Source organism: Micromonospora sp. DT228, from assembly GCF_049841595.1.
Classification (GTDB): Bacteria; Actinomycetota; Actinomycetes; order Mycobacteriales; family Micromonosporaceae; genus Micromonospora.
Genome location: NZ_JBNCKO010000005.1, coordinates 71,269 through 88,188, shown reverse-complemented (window position 1 = coordinate 88,188; position 16,920 = coordinate 71,269). Strand labels below are relative to the sequence as shown.

At 70.9% G+C, this 16,920-nt stretch carries 16 protein-coding genes and 1 tRNA gene; 8 read left to right on the top strand and 9 right to left on the bottom strand.

Features of this window, described 5'->3' with window-relative positions:
• Nucleotides 1–166 precede the first annotated feature (166 nt).
• The 5 genes from ACLQ29_RS12195 to ACLQ29_RS12175 form a co-directional block, all read right to left on the bottom strand.
• The gene (locus tag ACLQ29_RS12195; RefSeq protein WP_425771721.1) at nucleotides 167–3,793 is read right to left on the bottom strand and encodes an adenylate/guanylate cyclase domain-containing protein; all 3,627 of its coding nucleotides are present in this window, start codon (nucleotides 3,791–3,793) and stop codon (nucleotides 167–169) included.
• Nucleotides 3,790–4,626: an MBL fold metallo-hydrolase gene (locus tag ACLQ29_RS12190; RefSeq protein WP_425771720.1), complete on the bottom strand. Its 837-nt coding sequence runs from the start codon at nucleotides 4,624–4,626 to the stop codon at nucleotides 3,790–3,792. The genes ACLQ29_RS12195 and ACLQ29_RS12190 overlap by 4 nt, the downstream gene beginning before the upstream one ends.
• 118 nt (nucleotides 4,627–4,744) lie before the next feature.
• Entirely contained in the window at nucleotides 4,745–5,206 is a 462-nt protein-coding gene (locus ACLQ29_RS12185; RefSeq protein ID WP_425771719.1) for a RidA family protein, read from the bottom strand.
• Complete coding sequence (locus tag ACLQ29_RS12180) at nucleotides 5,203–5,358, bottom strand: DUF4177 domain-containing protein (protein ID WP_007466198.1); 156 nt, start codon at nucleotides 5,356–5,358, stop codon at nucleotides 5,203–5,205. The genes ACLQ29_RS12185 and ACLQ29_RS12180 overlap by 4 nt, the downstream gene beginning before the upstream one ends.
• Nucleotides 5,359–5,403: 45 nt before the next feature.
• Nucleotides 5,404–5,886 (bottom strand): hypothetical protein, encoded by a 483-nt coding sequence (locus ACLQ29_RS12175; protein ID WP_425771718.1) that lies wholly within the window; start codon nucleotides 5,884–5,886, stop codon nucleotides 5,404–5,406.
• Nucleotides 5,887–6,420: 534 nt separating this feature from the next.
• On the opposite strand from ACLQ29_RS12175, the gene ACLQ29_RS12170 reads away from it, so the two are divergent.
• The 3 genes from ACLQ29_RS12170 to ACLQ29_RS12160 are packed head-to-tail and all read left to right on the top strand — an operon-like array spanning nucleotide 6,421 to nucleotide 9,220.
• Nucleotides 6,421–7,011 (top strand): hypothetical protein, encoded by a 591-nt coding sequence (locus tag ACLQ29_RS12170; RefSeq protein ID WP_425772033.1) that lies wholly within the window; start codon nucleotides 6,421–6,423, stop codon nucleotides 7,009–7,011.
• 26 nt (nucleotides 7,012–7,037) lie between these two features.
• Complete coding sequence (locus ACLQ29_RS12165) at nucleotides 7,038–8,015, top strand: ArsA-related P-loop ATPase (RefSeq protein WP_393369311.1); 978 nt, start codon at nucleotides 7,038–7,040, stop codon at nucleotides 8,013–8,015.
• A 53-nt stretch (nucleotides 8,016–8,068) separates the two neighbouring features.
• Nucleotides 8,069–9,220 carry an ArsA family ATPase gene (locus tag ACLQ29_RS12160; RefSeq protein ID WP_425771717.1) on the top strand — a complete coding sequence of 384 codons (1,152 nt, stop codon included), beginning with the start codon at nucleotides 8,069–8,071 and terminating at the stop codon, nucleotides 9,218–9,220.
• A gap of 6 nt (nucleotides 9,221–9,226) precedes the next feature.
• Here the strand turns inward: ACLQ29_RS12160 and ACLQ29_RS12155 are convergent, their stop codons facing one another.
• Entirely contained in the window at nucleotides 9,227–9,547 is a 321-nt protein-coding gene (locus tag ACLQ29_RS12155; protein ID WP_393369305.1) for a WhiB family transcriptional regulator, read from the bottom strand.
• 407 nt (nucleotides 9,548–9,954) lie between these two features.
• On the opposite strand from ACLQ29_RS12155, the gene ACLQ29_RS12150 reads away from it, so the two are divergent.
• Nucleotides 9,955–12,375 (top strand): transglycosylase domain-containing protein, encoded by a 2,421-nt coding sequence (locus ACLQ29_RS12150; RefSeq protein ID WP_425771716.1) that lies wholly within the window; start codon nucleotides 9,955–9,957, stop codon nucleotides 12,373–12,375.
• A gap of 115 nt (nucleotides 12,376–12,490) precedes the next feature.
• Here ACLQ29_RS12150 and ACLQ29_RS12145 read toward each other — a convergent pair whose 3' ends face one another.
• The gene (locus ACLQ29_RS12145; RefSeq protein WP_425771715.1) at nucleotides 12,491–12,946 is read right to left on the bottom strand and encodes a GatB/YqeY domain-containing protein; all 456 of its coding nucleotides are present in this window, start codon (nucleotides 12,944–12,946) and stop codon (nucleotides 12,491–12,493) included.
• Nucleotides 12,947–12,971: 25 nt separating this feature from the next.
• Here ACLQ29_RS12145 and ACLQ29_RS12140 point away from each other — a divergent pair, with 25 nt between their 5' ends.
• The 4 genes from ACLQ29_RS12140 (at nucleotide 12,972) to ACLQ29_RS12125 (ending at nucleotide 15,650) form a co-directional block, all read left to right on the top strand.
• Nucleotides 12,972–13,865: a metallophosphoesterase gene (locus tag ACLQ29_RS12140; protein ID WP_357075460.1), complete on the top strand. Its 894-nt coding sequence runs from the start codon at nucleotides 12,972–12,974 to the stop codon at nucleotides 13,863–13,865.
• Nucleotides 13,866–13,950: 85 nt separating this feature from the next.
• Nucleotides 13,951–14,027, top strand: a tRNA-Pro gene (locus ACLQ29_RS12135).
• Between the two features lie 563 nt (nucleotides 14,028–14,590).
• Entirely contained in the window at nucleotides 14,591–14,935 is a 345-nt protein-coding gene (locus tag ACLQ29_RS12130; RefSeq protein ID WP_425771714.1) for a hypothetical protein, read from the top strand.
• A gap of 364 nt (nucleotides 14,936–15,299) precedes the next feature.
• A complete protein-coding gene (locus ACLQ29_RS12125; protein ID WP_425771713.1) occupies nucleotides 15,300–15,650 on the top strand; it encodes a hypothetical protein in 351 nt (116 codons plus the stop codon).
• Nucleotides 15,651–15,734: 84 nt separating this feature from the next.
• Here the strand turns inward: ACLQ29_RS12125 and ACLQ29_RS12120 are convergent, their stop codons facing one another.
• Both ACLQ29_RS12120 and ACLQ29_RS12115 read right to left on the bottom strand, forming a co-directional pair.
• Entirely contained in the window at nucleotides 15,735–16,166 is a 432-nt protein-coding gene (locus tag ACLQ29_RS12120; protein ID WP_425771712.1) for a hypothetical protein, read from the bottom strand.
• Nucleotides 16,163–16,816, bottom strand: a complete 654-nt coding sequence (locus tag ACLQ29_RS12115) for a class I SAM-dependent DNA methyltransferase (protein ID WP_425771711.1) — start codon at nucleotides 16,814–16,816, stop codon at nucleotides 16,163–16,165. The genes ACLQ29_RS12120 and ACLQ29_RS12115 overlap by 4 nt, the downstream gene beginning before the upstream one ends.
• Nucleotides 16,817–16,920: the final 104 nt, after the last annotated feature.

Genomic DNA, 16,920 nt, shown 5'->3' with positions numbered 1-16,920 from the left:
CCGGCACACGGTGCTGACACGCTAGCCCCTCACCCCGACCGCCACATCCCCAGAACCGGCAAAAACCCTCCACCCACCCCGGGGGTCGCGCTGATCATGAGGTTATTGCCCTGCGCGTCGGCGTGTCGGGGCAATAACCTCATGATCAACGGGGGTGGAGTGGGGATCAGGCCAGGCGGGCGCGCAGGGCGTTGGCGGCGGCGCGTTCGCTGCGCTGCTCGGTCGCGTACGCCAGGCGGACCGCCTCGTCCGCGCTGGCCAGGGCCTCCGTCGGCTGGCCGCAGGCGGCCAGCGCCTCGGCCAGCACGCTGGCCGCGATCACCTGACTGCGCACGTCCTCGGCCGGCGCGGTGACCGCCCGCCGGGCCCAGTCCAACGCCTGCTCCCGCTGACCGTGCGCGAGCAGCGCCGCCGCGTACTGGGCCATCGTCTGGCGGCGGGAGAAGAGCAGCGAGGGCGCGTTCGCGGCGGCCGTCGCCACCGGGGCGAGCAGCCCGACGGCGGTCGCCGAGTCACCGGCTGCCAGCCGCGCCGTCGCCAGCAGCACCCGGGGTGCCACCTGGGCCGGGGCCTGCGGGTTGTGCGGCTCCACGGCCGTCAGCACCGAGCGGGCCACCCGCTCGGCGGTCTCGCAGTCGCCCATGTCCAACGCCACGAAGCCGCGCAGCGTGCCGGCCATCCCGGTGAGCAGCGGGTGCGAGGTGCGCTCGGCGTACGCCAGGGCGTCGGTGAGCAGGTCCGCCGCGTGCTCCGGCTCTCCCAGCCCGCGCGCCACCACCGCCCGGACCACGAGCGCGAAGCCGCGCCCCCAGTCGTCGGAGGCGGCGGCGAACTCCCGGTACGCCCGCCGGGCCTCCCGGTCCGCCTCGGCCAGGTCACCCAACTCGGCGGTGGCGAACGCCGCCACCGCGCGCAGCGTGCCGACCGCCCACGCCTCGCCGACCCGCTCGCCGAAGGGCAGGAACACCTGGGCCATCCGACACGCCTCGCGCAGTCGGCCGGCGAGCAGCCGGGCGAACGCCGTGGTGCCGCGCAGCCAGGCCCGCCCGTACGGGTCCTTCAGCTCGGCGAAGAGCCGGGCGGCCCGGCCGAGGACCGCGTCGGTGCCGGCGAAGTCACCCCGGGTGGTGGTCACCCAGGCCAGGTTCTGTAGCGACCAGGCCTGCCCCCGCCGGTCCTGCGCACCGAGGCTGACCTGGTACGCGGCAGCCAACCGGCTGCTCGCCTGGCTCAGCCGCCCGGCCACGAAGTCGGCCATGCCGAGCCGGCGCATCGCCGTCGCCCGCTGCACCGGCAACCCGCCGGCCGTGGCGACCTGCAACGCCTCGTGCCAGGCGGTCATCGCCCGGCCCTGGTCACCGAGGGTCTCCTGGGCCTGCCCCGCGAGCAGCAGGGCAGCGACCCGGGTGGCCTCGTCCCCCGCGTTCGCGGCGATCTTCTCCGCGTACGCCAGCGCGTCGGCGACGCGGCCGACCTGGAGCAGCGCCCGCGCGTGCACCACCCGATCGGCCGCCGACAGCCCGTCGCGGGCCAACTCGGTGGCGCGTTCGGCGTACTCGATGGCCAGCACCGGCTCACCGGCGGCCAGTGACCGGCGGGCGGCCCGGCCGAGCGCGGCGATGCCGAGCGGCACCACCGCCCGGGCCGGCGCGTCCGGGCGCAGCTTCACCGCGTCGGCGAGCGTGGCGGCCCGCTCGACGTGCGTCGCCACGAAGTCGTCGCGGGCCTCGTCGGTGAACCCGCCCGGCGCCGAGGCCGCGGTCCCGTCCGCCGGCGCCGCCCAGCGGGCCAACGCGGCGTGCCGCTCGGCCAGCTCCGCCTTGCTCACCCCGGCGTACGCGGCCTCCCGCATCAGCGGGGTCGCGAACGCGTAGCCGACCCGGGAGCGGTGCAGCATCCGACGTTGCAGCAGCTCCTCGACAGCTCGGTCGAGTTCCACGGCGACCACCGCCGACGGCCGACCGTCGCGACCGGCGCGCTGCTCACGCATCGCCTCCAACGCGCCGGTCGGCACCGTGTCACCGATCACCGCGGCGTCGCGCAGCACCGAGCGGGCGTCCGGCGGCAGCGCGTCGATCCGGGCGGCGAGGACGGCGGCGAGGTCACGGGAGAGCAGCCGGCTGCCCAGCGAACCGGGCACCAACCGCCAGCCGGCCGAGGTGCTCTGGTCCCGCTCGCCGGAACCGGGCCGTTCCTTCGCGGCGCGGACACCGCGCGCGGTCTCCGTGGTGAGCGCACCGCGCTCGATGAGCAGGGTGACCAACTCGGCCAGGTAGAAGGGGTTGCCCTGGGCGGTGGCGAGCAGCCGGTCCGCGTCGGCCGGTGGCAACTTGCCGCCGCCGAGGTAGCTGGTGAGCAGCCGCGCCGCGTCGGCACCCCGCAGCGGGGGCAGGGAGTGCACCTCGGCGTCCGCGACCCGGGTCAGTGCGCCGGCGGTACGCACCAACTCGGGGCGGCCGAGCAGCAGCACCAGCACCGGGCCGGTGAGCCTGGACAGGGTCAGCCCGAGGGCACCGATGGTCTCGGCGGTGGCGTCGTGCAGGTCGTCCACCACGATCACCAGCGGCGCCTCCGAGGCGAGCCCACTGAGCAGGTCGGCGACCGCGTTCGGCAGCACCTCGGCATCCGCGGTCGGCGTGCCCGAGCCGCCCCACTCGCCGGCGTCGGTGCCGCCGTGGGCGGACAGCTCGGCGTAGCCGAGCAGGGCGAGCAGCTGCTCGGTGGCGATCGGCGGGGTCTCCCCAGCGGACCGGGCGAGCCGCTGCCCGAGTCGCCGCAGCCGCTCCTCCACCGCCGGTCGGGTCAGCGCGGTGGACGCGTCACTGGGCAGGCCGACGGCGGCCCGCACCAGGTCGGCGAGGGGAGCGAGCCGGCGTCGTTCACCGAACGCGGCACAGCGCACCGAGAGCACCCGGGCGCCGGTGTGCGCCGCGTACCGGCCGGCGCCCACGTCGTATCCGGCGGCGAGACGCTCCACCTCCGCGGCGAAGCGGGACTTGCCGATGCCCGCCTCGGCGGTCATCAGCAGCACCCGCGGGTCACCCTGGTCGATCACCTCGGCGAGCCGCCCGGCGACCCGGCCGATCTCCGTCTCCCGGCCCACGTACGGCGCCTCGTCGCCGAGCCCCGAGCGGGTGCCCGGCGCGTCCAGCAGACCCAGCAGCTCGTACGCCTCGACCGGCTCACGCTTGCCCTTGAGCCGCAGCGGGCGCAGTGCCCGCCAGGAGGACACGTGCCGGGTGGCGGCGGCGGTCCGCCCGCCGGCGTAGACCGCGCCGACCGCGGCGGCGTCGGCCAGCCGGGCGGCGGTGTTCACGGTGTCGCCGATGACCGTGTATTCGATGGCGGCCTGGATGCCGGCGATGACGTCGCCGGTGTTCAACCCGACCCGCAGCCCGAGCGGCGCGCCGCCACCCCGCTCGTCGTCGAGCACCCGGCGGACGGCCCGCTGCATGGACAGGGCGGCCCGGACCGCGCGTTCGGCGTCGTCCTCGTGGGCCACCGGCGCACCGAAGACCGCCATGATCCCGTCGCCGGTCAACTTGTCGACGTGCCCACCGAAGGTCTTCACGGCACCGGCGAGGGCGGCCAGCACCCGGTCGGTGACCGCGCCGACGCGTTCCGGGTCGAGATCCTCCGACCAGGAGGTGAACTCGGAGAGGTCACCGAAGAGCACGGTGACCACCCGGCGCTCGGCCGCCGGCAACGTGGCGGCGGCCGGCAACGCGGCACCGCAGTTGTGGCAGAACCGCGCGCCGGGAACGGCTACGGTTCCGCACACGGGGCAGGTCACATGTGCTCCAACCCACTGACCCCGGGCGCGGATTCCCCGGTGCCGACACCCAGATACTCCAACTGCGCGCGGACCGACCACTCAGCGGCCCACCAGAGCGAGCGGTCCACGCCCGCGTAGACCGCAGCGACCACGTCGGCGGGCGTGGCGGCGCCGGCCGCGACCGCGGCCCGGACCTGGTCGAGGCGGGCCCGGCGGTGCGCGAGGTAGAAGTCGGCGGCGGCGGCGCAGTCGGCAAGCGCCGGGCCGTGCCCGGGCAGCGCCGGAATCCCCCGGTACGCGGACAGCAACTCCAGGCTTGTCAGGTAGTCACCGAGGTGCCCGTCCGGGTGGGCGACGACGGTGGTGCCCCGGCCGAGGATGGTGTCACCGGTGAGCACCACCCGCTCGTCGCCGTGCTCGACCAGGAAGCAGACCGAGTCGGCGGTGTGCCCCGGGGTGTTCAGCAGGCGGACCTCCAGGCCGAAGCCGCCGAGGTGCTCACCCGGCTCGGTCAGCGGTTCGCCGCCGATGGTGTGCGCCGGGTCGACGGCGAGGACGTGGACACCGTCGAGCAGCTCACTCAGCCGGGCCGCGCCCTCGGTGTGGTCGGGGTGGCCGTGGGTGATCAGGATCAGCCCGATCGGGCCGTGCGCGGCGATCCGGGTCAGGTGCCCCTCGTCGGCCGGCCCGGGGTCGACCACGATGGCGAACTCGGCTGCCGGGGCCCGCAGCACCCAGGTGTTGGTGCCGTCGAGGGTCATCGGCCCCGGGTTCGGTGCGCGCAGAAGTGTCACCCAGCGGGGCAGTTCGTCGGCAAGCGCCGCCACCGCCCCCGTCACGTGCCCGCTCATGGCTGCGATCGTACGACCCCGCTCGCCACCCTCCGCGATCTTGCACTTTCCTCCCCTGGTTCGTCCCTGTTCAGGGCTTTCGTCCGGGCGGAGAGTGCAAGATCGCGAGAGGGATGGGTCAGGCGACCTCGACGATCAGCTCGACCTCCACCGGGGCGTCGAGGGGCAGCTCGGCCACCCCCACGGCGCTGCGGGCATGGCGGCCCGCCTCGCCGAAGACGGTGCCGAAGAGATCGGAGGCACCGTTGATCACTGCCGGTTGACCGGTGAAGCCGGGCGCGGAGGCCACGAAACCGGTCACCTTGACCACCTTGACCACATTTTCCAGGCCGACAAGCGAGTCGACCGCGGCCAGCGCGTTGAGCGCGCATTGCTGAGCCAGGTCCTTCGCCTGCTCGGCGGAGATCCCCGCGCCGACCTTGCCGGTCGCGAGCAGCTTGCCCTCGGCGATCGGCAACTGGCCGGAGACGTACACGTGCTGCCCGGACTGCACCGCTGGCACGTAACTGGCCACCGGCGGTACGACCTCGGGCAGGTCGAGCCCCAGCTCGGCGAGCTTCGCGTGCGGACCGTTGCTCACGCCTTCGGTCGCTTCAGGTAGGCGACCAGCTGGTCGGGGTTCGGCCCGGGGACCACGGCGACGAGCTCCCACCCGTCCTCGCCCCAGTTGTCGAGGATCTGCTTGGTCGCGTGGACCAGCAGCGGGACCGTGGAGTATTCCCACTTCTGCATCGCTGAAGGGCTCCCTCTCGGTGCGGAATTTGTTCGAGGGACAGCCTACGTTCCGCTGGCCGGACGAGGCGCGGGACGCTGCTCGGGCGCGGCCGGCAGCTCCCCGCAGAGCCCTTCGTGCTCGTACCCCTGGGGGCAGCGGGACCGGTCGGGCAGCAGCAGGTCGCAGAAGACCCGGTGCCGGTTGTTCTGGTCGTCGGCGTTTGACACGGTGGTCTCGCCCGCGTCCAGCTCGGGCAGGAAGCCCAGCGACACGGCGACACGGCCGGCCAGCACTGTCGCCGCCGCCAGACTCGGCACCCGGATCGGCAGGTGGATGACGAAGCCCGGCTCGTCGTCGTCGCGGGCTCGCTCGGCGGCGTGGCCCGGCGCCTGGCCCACCTCCGTCTGCTCCGGCATCCGGCGGTACGACCGTTCGTTGATCGGCTGGCCGCCGATCTGTCCCCCGGCCGTGAACATGGACCCGGACCGGTGCGGCCGCTCGTTGGTCGGGAACTGGGTGCGAGGGATGTTGTCCACGTCGCGCATGCACTGCCTCCGGTCGTACCGCTCGGATCGCTCTTCCGGTCCGGACCCATTCGTCCGTTCCGGCCCCCGCGCCGGGACGAAAGGTAGGTCCGGGGCCGCAGTCCCGCCAGCAAGACGCGCCCGAATGGCCACCTACAGTCACATATGCGACACATGGCAGGTAAGAAGCCCGATGGCGCTCCCGGCGCGCGGTCCCGCCGGCCGGATCGGTGGGCAGCCGCGCGGCACGGGCGACACCGCTCGCGTCATCGACCGCTACCCTTCCGGTCGGGCGGTCGCGCAGCGCCCGGCAGCCCGCTCGATCACGCTCGACGCCAGGGGTGGCGGCGGGCGCCGGACCCCCGGGGGAAGACGATGACCCAACCGCCCAGCGGCGACCAGGCCGGGCCACCCGCCCTCCCGCCGGCCCAGCCGGAACCCAACGATCAGCCCGGCGTCGCGGCCGCCCCCGCCCAATCGGCCCCCGCCGCGCCGTCCGGGCAGCTCGCGCTCCCCGCGCCGCCCGCACCGGCGGCGCTCCCCGCCCCACCGAAGATCCCCAGCCAGCAGGCCTTCCCCGCGCCGACCGGTGGGGCTGAGGCGGCCGGCACGCCGGCCCCGACAGCACCCGGCACGCCGGGCTCCGCGGCCATCCCGCCACCCCCACCGGCGTACCCGCTGTATCCCGGGACGGCCGAGCCGAAGAAGAAGCGCGGCCTGCTGATCGCGGCGATCGCGCTCGTCGTGATCATGGTGCTCTGCGTGGGCGGTGGCGTGCTGGCGTTCCTGACCCTGCGCAACGCCGAGACCGGCGAGGGCGCCAAGGAACCGGCCGTCGCCGTCGACGAGTTCCTCACCGCGGTCTACAAGGATCGCGACGCGACAAAGGCGACCAACCGGGTGTGCGCCGCCTCCCGCGACGACAAGAAGATCGCCGCGAAGGTGGCCGAGGTGCAGAAGTACGCGTCCGAGTACCAGAACCCCCGGTTTCGGTGGACCACCCCGAAGGTGGACAACCAGACCGGCGACCGGGCCACCGTCTCCACCCGGGTCACCATGACCACCGCCGACGAGAAGGTCGCCGACCAGGACCTGCGCTTCACAGTGGTGCAGAAGACGGGTTGGTGGGTCTGCGAGGTCGCCTGAGCGCCGGGCGTGGATAGGCTCGTCGGGTGTGTGCAGCTGAGCGGCCGTTCGACTCGGCCGGTACCGGATGGTCGGCCCGCCTCCACGTGGTGACCGGCAAGGGTGGCACCGGCAAGACCAGCGTGGCGGCGGCCCTGGCCCTCGCGCTCGCCGCCGGTGGCCGGCGCACCCTGCTGGTCGAGGTCGAGGGGCGGCAGGGCATCGCCCAACTCTTCGGCATCGACCCGCTGCCGTACGAGGAGCGACACCTCGCCGACGCGCCGGACGGCGGTGAGGTGCGCGCGCTCGCGGTGGACGCCGAGGAGGCGCTGCTCGAATACCTGGACATGTTCTACAAGCTGGGCGCGGCGGGCCGGGCGCTGCGCAAGCTCGGTGCCATCGACTTCGCCACCACGATCGCGCCGGGTCTGCGGGACGTGCTGCTCACCGGCAAGGTGAAGGAGGCCACCACCCGCACCTCCGGGCAGCGGCGGGCGTACGACGCGGTGGTGTTGGACGCCCCACCGACCGGGCGGATCGGTCGGTTCCTCAACGTCACGGCGGAGACGGCCCGGCTGGCGAAGGTGGGCCCGATCAAAACCCAGAGCGAGGGGGTCGCCGCGCTGTTGCGCTCCCCGATGACCGCGGTCCACGTGGTCACGCTGCTGGAGGAGATGCCGGTGCAGGAGACGGTGGACGCGATCGCCGACCTGACCGCGCTCGGCTTCGGCACCGGAAAGGTGATCGTCAACGGCACCCGGCCGCCACTGCCCGCCGGCTCGGCGGTCACCGCCGCGGAGCTGCGGCGGGGGCTGGTCGCCGCCGGGTTGCCGGCCGATCGGGACACCGTGGCCGGTTTGCACGACGAGGCGCGTGACCAGCTCATCCGGCGCGAACTGGAGGATTCGCTCCGCGCCGACCTGGTGGAGTTGGGGCTGCCGATGGTCGAGCTGCCGTTGCTGCCGGACGGGGTGGACCGGGCGGGGTTGGCGGCACTGGCCCAGGCCCTCGTCCGCGCCGATTGACTCACACCTGAGCGCAGCACGGGCGCGTTGACCACGCGGCCCGATACGCTCGATTGGTGCCTTCCGAAGACGCGGCGCCGCAGCTGGACGTCGACCAGATCCTCGCCGACCCCGGCGTACGGATCGTCGTGTGCTGCGGTGCCGGCGGGGTGGGAAAGACGACAACGGCCGCGGCGCTGGCGCTGCGGGCCGCCGAGCACCATGGCCGGCGCACGGTGGTGCTCACCATCGACCCGGCCCGCCGGCTGGCCCAGTCACTGGGCCTGACCGAGCTGGACAACACACCCCGGCAGGTCAAGGGGATCGACGTCGAGAGCAGCGGCGGCGAGCTGCACGCCATGATGCTGGACATGAAGCGCACCTTCGACGACGTGGTGCTGCAGCACACCGATCCGACGAAGGCCGCCGAGATCTTCTCGAACCCGTTCTACCAGGCGATGAGTTCGACATTCGCGGGCACGCAGGAATACATGGCCATGGAGAAGCTCGGCCAACTGCACGCCCGCGGCGAATGGGACCTGATCGTGGTGGACACCCCACCGTCCCGCTCGGCACTTGATTTCCTGGACGCCCCGGCCCGGCTCTCCCGCTTCCTCGACGGCCGGATGCTGCGCCTGTTGCTGGCCCCGGCGCGCAGCGGCGGGCGGAGCATGTTCAGCCTGGTCACCGCCTCGTTCGGGATGTTCTCGAAGGTGGTGCAGAAGGTCCTCGGCGCACAACTGCTCACCGACCTGTCCGGCTTCGTGGCCGCACTGGACTCGATGTTCGGTGGTTTCCGGCAGCGCGCCGAGCAGACGTACCGGATCCTCCAGGCACGGGAGACGGCCTTCCTCCTGATCGCGACACCGGAGCCGGACGCGGTCCGGGAGGCCGCCTACTTCGCGGGCCGCCTGCGGGAGGAGCGGATGCCGCTGGCCGGCCTGGTGCTCAACCGGGTGCACCGACTCGCGGTGCCGGAGCTGGACGCCGAGCAGAGTCGGGTCGCCGCCGAGCGGTTGACCGAGCTGGGTGGGCACGAGGCCACCGCCGATGTGCTGCGGGCGCACGCGGCGCTGGCCCGTCAGGCGGTACGCGAGCAGCAGGTCGCCGCGCGGTTCACCGAGGCGTTCCCGGCGGTGCCGGCGGTGTCGGTGACGGCGCAGCCCGCCGACGTCCACGACGTCGACGGGCTACGGACGATCGGCGCGGCGATCAGCCGGCCGTGACCGTCGTCAGTTGGCCGCACTGACGAGGATCTTGTCCTTTTCGGCCTTTTCCTTGCTGTTCTTCTTCATCGCGGCCTCGAACATCTTGCGCCAGCTCGTCACCTGCGGGTGTCGACGCAGCAGCGCCCGCCGTTCGCGTTCGGTCATGCCGCCCCACACACCGAACTCGATCCGGTTGTCGAGCGCGTCGGCCAGGCACTCGTACCGAACTGGGCAGCTTCGGCAGATCCGCTTCGCCACGTTCTGTTCGGCACCCTGTACGAACAACGCGTCCGGGTCCCCGTTCTGACACGCCGCCAGCGACGGCCAGTCAGTGATCATGCCCATGTGTACACGTCCCCCCTTGCAGTACCTACCGACCTCGTCGATGCACGCCAGCCGGCAATTCCCCCCGATCGCCCGGCTCGCCTTCCCCAAGGCGGCACGGACGACATGTGGCGCTGTCGCCGCCCCCATCATGCTCTGTAGTCGACTGATTACGCAACGTTGTCGACGAAATCCATCATTCCGGACTTTCCCGGCTTCCCGGGCCTTCGACCGCCGGTTACCCCGCTGAGGTCGGCGATAACGCTGCGCCGCCTCCCTGAATCGGAGGAGACTCACGCCGGGTCACACGCAACCAAGCACCGGGGGTCGTGCGTTTAGCACAACGAGGGCAGCGCGCGCAGGAAATGGGGAAAGAACTCCCAGGCGCCCCTCGTTCCCTACTCGCGTACCATGCCGAGGTGACCTGGATGCGGAAACGTGACCACAATGTGCTGACCAACGCCGCATCGCTGCTGGTGTGCGGCCTGCTGGCTGGCGTGGTGGTCGCTGCGGCGGCCTTCCCCGCGGTGGCGATGTCCGGCCTGGCCGCGAAGGCCGGCGCCGAGACATTCGGCGCCCTGCCCACGGAGCTGACGGTGGCCCGCGCGCCACAGATCAGTTACCTGCTGGCCTCGGACGGCAAGACACCGCTCGCGACCATGTACGACGAGAACCGGCGCGACGTGAAGCTCGCCGACATCTCGCCGTGGATGCAGAAGGCCATCATCGCGGCCGAGGACCATGAGTTCTACAAGCACAACGGCGTCGACATCAACGGTGTCGCCCGCGCGTTCGTCAACAACCAGAGCGACGGCGGCCGGCAGGGCGCCTCGACGCTGACCATGCAGTACGTCCGGCTGGCCATCGCCTACTCGGCCACCCACCCGGCCGACGTGGTCGCGGCCACCGAGGACACCAGCGCCCGCAAGCTTCGCGAGATGCGGCTGGCCCTCCAGGTCGACAAGGAATTCTCCAAGGACGAGATCCTCACCCGCTACCTCAACCTCGCCGCGTTCGGCAACGGCGCGTACGGCATCTACGCCGCCAGCCAGGTCTACTTCGGTAAGCCGCCGAGCAAGCTCAAGATCGAGGAGGCGGCGCTGCTGGCCGGCATGGTCAAGGCGCCCACCACGAACGACCCGACCACCGAGTCGGGCTACCCGGCCGCGCTGCAACGACGTGACTACGTCATCAACAACATGGTCGAGATCAAGGCCATCACCCAGCAGGAGGCCGACGCCGCCAAGGCCGTCGAGCTCAAGGTGCTGGACAAGCGCACCCCGAACGGCTGCGTCGCCGCGAACGTCAACAGCTGGGGCTTCTTCTGCGACTACTTCTACCGCTGGTGGATGCAGCAGGAGACGTTCGGTTCCACCACGTACGACCGGGAGCGGCGGCTGAAGAGCGGCGGCTACACAGTGGTGACCTCGATCGACGTCCAGGCGCAGCGCGGCGCGGACAAGGCGGTCCGTAAGGCCAAGAGCGAGAACAGCAAGGAAGCCGCCATGGTCGCGGTGGTCGAGCCCGGCTCCGGCCGGGTCCGGGCCCTTGCGGTCAACAGGCAGTTCAAGCTGGACGACCCGAAGAAGCCCAGGAACAAGATCTCCAGCGATCCGGCGAAGAGCAGGAAGGGCATCCGGGGCAACTATCCGGCGACGGTCAACCCGCTGCTGACCGGTGGCGACGGCATCACCGGCTACCAGGCCGGCTCGACCTTCAAGATCTTCACCATCGTGGCGGCGCTGGAGAAGGGCATCCCGCTCAGCTTCAGCATGAACGCGCCGCAGCAGTTCCGGTCGGAATACAAGATCCGGCCCGGCCCCGCCGCCTGCCCCGGCACCAACCTGTACTGCCCGACCAACTCCGGTCTGAAGCCCGGTGGCGTCCAGAACATGTGGACCGCCTTCGCCCAGTCGGTGAACACCTTCTTCGTCCCGCTCCAGCAGCAGGTCGGCGCGGAAAACGTGGTCAGCGCCGCCAAGCGGGCCGGCATCCAGTTCCGCACCGAGGAGGATCTGACCCTGGAGAAGGGGGCGCACCAGTGGGGCGCCTTCACCCTCGGTGTCTCGCAGACCACCCCGCTCGACCTGGCCAACGCGTACGCGACCCTGGCGGCGGACGGCAAGTACTGCGAGCCGATCCCGGTGCAGGAGATCCGCGACCCGGACGGCAACAAGCTGGACATCGCCAACCCGCGCTGTGAGAAGCGGTTCAGCACCGAGGTGGCCCGAGCCGCCGTGGACGCCGCCCGCTGCCCGGTCGGCGACAACTCCAGCACCAGCAAGTGCGGCAGCAGCCGCACCGCCGCCGCCGTGAAGGGCGTCGTCGACGCGCCGGTGGCCGGCAAGTCCGGCACCACCGACTCGGAGAAGACCGCCGCGCTGGTCGCGATGACCAGGCAGTACGCGGTGGCCGGCATCATGGCCGACCCGGACTGGCCGCAGACGAACGTCACGATGAAGCACGAGCAGAAGAACGGCATCAACCCGCCGGTGTACGAGACGCTGCGGGATGCCATGAAGGGCAAGGATCGCGTCCAGTTCGAGCCACCGGGCCAGAAGATCTCCGAGGGTGACCAGCGCAGCATCCCCGGCGTGAGCTGCATTCCGGTGGAGCAGGCGAAGTCCCGGCTCAAGGACGCGGGCTTCGAGCCGGTGGTCTCCGAGGCCAAGGTGAAGTCGTCCTGCCCGCCGGGCAGCGCCCACGGCACCAGCCCGGACGGACGCACCATCAAGGGTGGTGTGGTCACCATCCAGGTCAGTAACGGTGGCGGCGGCGCCACGCCGGGCAACAACGGCGGCGGGCAACCCGGCAACACCGGTCGACCCGGTGGTCGTCCCGGCGGCTGAGTCGACGATCAGGACACGACGGGCGGGCACCCACACCGGGTGCCCGCCCGTTTCCGTTTGTCCAGACCACGGCCGCCCGCGCGGGGACGCCGCCGACCGGGATGCCGCCCGTGGGTCAGAGGCCGAGCTGTCGCCGTACCTCGGCGGCCACCCGACCACCCTCGGCCTGGCCCGCCACCGCGGCCTGGGCCGCCTTCATGGCCGGGCCCATCTGGGTCTTCCCGGTGAAGCCGCCCGCGGCGAGCGCCCCCGACACCAGCTCGGCCAACTCGGCGTCGGAGAGCTGCTTGGGCAGGTAGCGGTCCAGCACCTCGCCCTCGGCGGTCTCCTTCGCGGACTGCTCGGCGCGGCCGGCGTCGGCGAAGGCGGTGGCCGCCTCCCGGCGCTTCTTGGCCTCCTTGGTCAACACGGCGAGCACCTCGTCATCGGTGAGCTCGCGCTTGGCCTTGCCGGCGACCTCGGCGGTGCCGACGGCGGCCAGGGCCATCCGCAGCGTGGAGGTGGTCAGCTCGTCGCGCGCCTTGAGCGCGGAACGCATGTCGGCGGTGAGGCGGTCCTTCAGCGTGCTCATGGACGGTCAAACTACCCTGAACGCCATGCGAAAGCGCACACTATTCCGGCTTGCCGCCGGAACCGCCACGGTCGGCGCGGCCACCCTCGCGTACGCGTCGCTCATCGAGCGCAACATGTTCACCCTGCGGCGGTACGACGTGCCGGTGCTGCCGGCCGACGCGGAGCCGCTGCGCGTGCTGCACCTGTCGGACCTGCACATGATGCCCGACCAGGCGCGCAAGCAGCGCTGGGTGGCGTCGCTGGCCGCCCTCGACCCCGACCTGGTGGTGGTGACCGGCGACAACATGGCCCACCCGGGAGCGGTGCCCGGAGTGCTGCGGGCCCTCCAGCCGCTGCTGGACTATCCCGGGGCGTTCGTGTTCGGCTCCAACGACTACACCGGCCCGGTGTTGAAGAACCCCTTCACCTACTTCCTACCCGACCGGGAGTACACCGAGGGCGTCGAGCTGCCCTACGAGGAGTTGCGCCAGGTGTTCACGGGCGCCGGCTGGGCGGACCTCAACAACGCCCGGACCACACTGAAGGCCGGCGGTCGGCAGCTCGACCTGGTCGGCGTGGACGACCCCCACATCGACCGGGACGACTACCCCACCGTGGCCGGGGCGGTCTCGTCCTCCGCGGATCTGTCCATCGCGCTGACGCACTCCCCGGAGCCGCGGGTGCTCGACCAGATGGCCGCGGACGGCTTCGGGCTGCTGCTCGCCGGGCACACCCACGGCGGTCAGGTCTGCGTACCGGGCTACGGAGCCCTGGTGACCAACTGCGGACTGCCCCGGTCGATGGCGCGTGGCCTGCACCGCTGGCCTGGTTCGGACTCCTGGCTGCACGTCTCCGCCGGCCTCGGCACCCACCCGACCGCCCCGATCCGCTTCGCCTGCCCCCCGGAGGCCAGCATCCTCACCCTCATCCCCCGCTGACGAACCCCGCCGCCCGCTGGCCAGGGCGGCGGGGGTACCGAGTTTGACCATCCGGGCGGGTGGGCTACTATTTGTCGGCACGCCTCGGGGTGTGGCGCAGCTTGGTAGCGCGCTTCGTTCGGGACGAAGAGGTCGTCGGTTCGAATCCGGCCACCCCGACCAGAGGTCAGAGGGCACATCCGATCCATGGATGTGCCCTCTGGTGCTTTCTGAGTGACGAGGCCTTCGGCGGGTCTCACCCACAGCGAACGGCCCCCTGCGGTAACAGAGGGCCGTCCTGTCCGAGGTGCGCGCCTCACTACTCATGGCTCACATCTCGTTCTCGTAACGAGACTGGACCTGCTCTCGTGAGCAGCGAGGCCCAAGATACTCGCAAGTAACAATGAGGTTGAGTAAGTAAGGTTATGGATTGAGTAAAGTAGCAATCCATACTAGTCAATACATCTGGCGTGTTCTCACAGCTCAGGCACGCTTCGGCCCATTAGGCAGAAAGTCTCGTCAACGGGACCGACGGAACGGCGCATGGCGGTGATTTCCGGCTCTACGCCCGTGCCTACTCAATCGACGTGACAACCTCTCAAACACCGTGACGCTGCCCCACTGTCGATCGTTTCCCCGAGGAGAGCGCCCCCACGTCGTGCGTCTTGCTGGCGGTAACCGGCAGACGCCCACACGCGACGTGAGGCGACACGTCCGAGGTAGTCGTCACATCCATGGAGACGAGCGTGTCCAACAGCACCGCCAGAAGTAACCGCGACCTCAATGCCAGCCAGGAGCACTCGACCGTGGTGCCTCAGCCACGGCGTTCACAGGATCCGATCGGTGGTGAACACCGAACAGCGCTCGGCGAGCACAGCTACCTCCTGACCGAACGCCACCTGTTGATCCTTGTGATCGCGTTCGTGGTTGGACTCCTGGCCGGTGTGGCCGCCGGGGTCAGCGTCGCCGTGCAGGCACAGACATCACTGGGCACCGGACCTTGCGTCTTGCTGGGCATCGTCAGTGGTCTGGTGACCATGACCATGGCCAGCTTGGCCGTAGCGAAAACCCTCCACAAGCTCCTGCGGTAGGACACGGGGCGCGAGGTGCCCTGCCCTGTGTGCGGCGGGGTAGGGCACCGACCCTAGGGCCCGTCGGATTTTGCAAAGATCCGGTCCGGGCCCCTTGCCCCATCCAAGAACCCGGGTCGTAGTTGATGCCGACAGATCTGCTCCGTCACTGACCTGCCCGAGTGCTTGCACGGCAGGTTCTACCGAGCGGTTGAGGCACTTCCAGAGATCGCGAAGGGTGCGGGTACTGAGCGGTGACCTTGTCGACCAGTCAACGGTCGAAGCTCTGAGCGCGAAGCTCTCGCAGTGGCCGGACATTGGGTGCGGCACTTAGTAACGAAGAAATTTCTTGACTTAGATATTTCTTTGTCCCTAAGCTTCTCCTGTGGCGAGCACATATGGCGAACTTAGGGACGCCGTCGAGGACTCTGGCGGCTTGTACGTGACGCACATGGCGGAGCTGCGAGATATTCGCGGTGCCGGGCGGCTCTCAGTTGGCATCTGCGCAGCGATCAGCGATGACCTTGCCTCGCACGGACTGGGGCATCTCCCTCCGGATCTCCCCACCGGCCAGTGGGGAGAGGCACGCATCTACCGACTCGGTAGCCCAATCGCATCCGTAGTGACCGCGATCCTCTATCCGTCGGAGGCGGGTGACAAGACACTCCGCAACCTCGCAGAGGACAACCCCAGGGAGATCTTGCAGCGCATCCGAGAGCTGGTCAGCGAAGCCTGAGCAGGGTCGGCGGCGGGCCGTTCGAGCAGGGGAAGCGGACAACTCAGCCAGTTCAGCAACGTCCGTTCCCGGTGGAGACAGCTCCTACCTCCGCACCACGGCGTGCGGCTGCAACCGGATGACCTGCGGCGTCCAACAGTCCGACGATTCGGTAGCGATCTCCGCCCCGCAGCCGCACACCAGGTTGGGGCCGTCAGTGCCATCGAGGCCGCAGCAGCCGTTGCGGCGACCGCGATCCGGATGCAGGTGCCGCACCAGCAGGCCGGCAGGATTGATCATGATGGTGTTGCGAGGCCCGGCGGAAACCAGATTCCGACCGTCCGTGTCAATCGCCACATAGGGCGGCCCAAAGGGGTGGGGGTCAACAGCGAACCTCCCTGCGGACACCCAGGCCGGGCACGCCTCGCCGGGTTCGAGTTCATAAGGTGAGACCGGGTCCGGCAACTCCGCGAACTGCACCTCGTGCAGGTCGTCGGTGAGTGCGGTTCCGCAGCGAAGGCACGCGAACACTGTCATTCCTCGTCAGACCTCCGGCGTGCGAAGAGAAACGCTCCGTGCCTGCTCTCGTCGGGGCGGTACAGCAGTTGGGCCTCGACAGTGAACCCGGCGTCGCCGAGCCAGGCGGCGACCCGGTCGGGTGGGCGGCGGTGCACGTACACGTTCATCGGGTGACCGCCGTAGCCCTCGGTCTTCAGCCGATGCCCGTCACCGACGTGGAAGGCGAGCAGCAGGGTGCCACCGGGACGCAGCACCCGGTGGAAGTGGGCCAGCACGGTGGGCACCTCGTCGTCCGGGACGTGGATGAGTGAGAACCAGGCCAGGATGCCGGCGACGCAGGAGTCGGCGAGGTCGAGGTCGGTCATGGAACCCACAGCGAACCGCAGGTCAGGGTTGTCGCGTCGGGCGATGTCGATCATCGCGGGCGAGAGGTCGATGCCGAAGGCGTCGACACCGAGGCCGTGCAGGTGGGCGGTGATCCGTCCCGGCCCACAGCCGATGTCTGCCACGGGTCCCTCGCCGCCGCCGCGGGTCAGCTCGGCGAACAACGCCAGGACCGCCCGTTCGTACGGCGCGGCGACGAGTGCGTCGCGCAGCATCTCGGCGTAACTCGCGGCCACCGTGTCGTAGGACGTCCGGGTGTCGGCCAGCCAGCCGTCGGCGCTCATCCCGGGCACAGTAGTGCAGCGGTCGACAGCGCGCCGCCCGCCGCGGACGCGCCGGGAGGTCGATCAGGAACTGCACGGCTTCAACCTATTGGCCCCCGACGGAG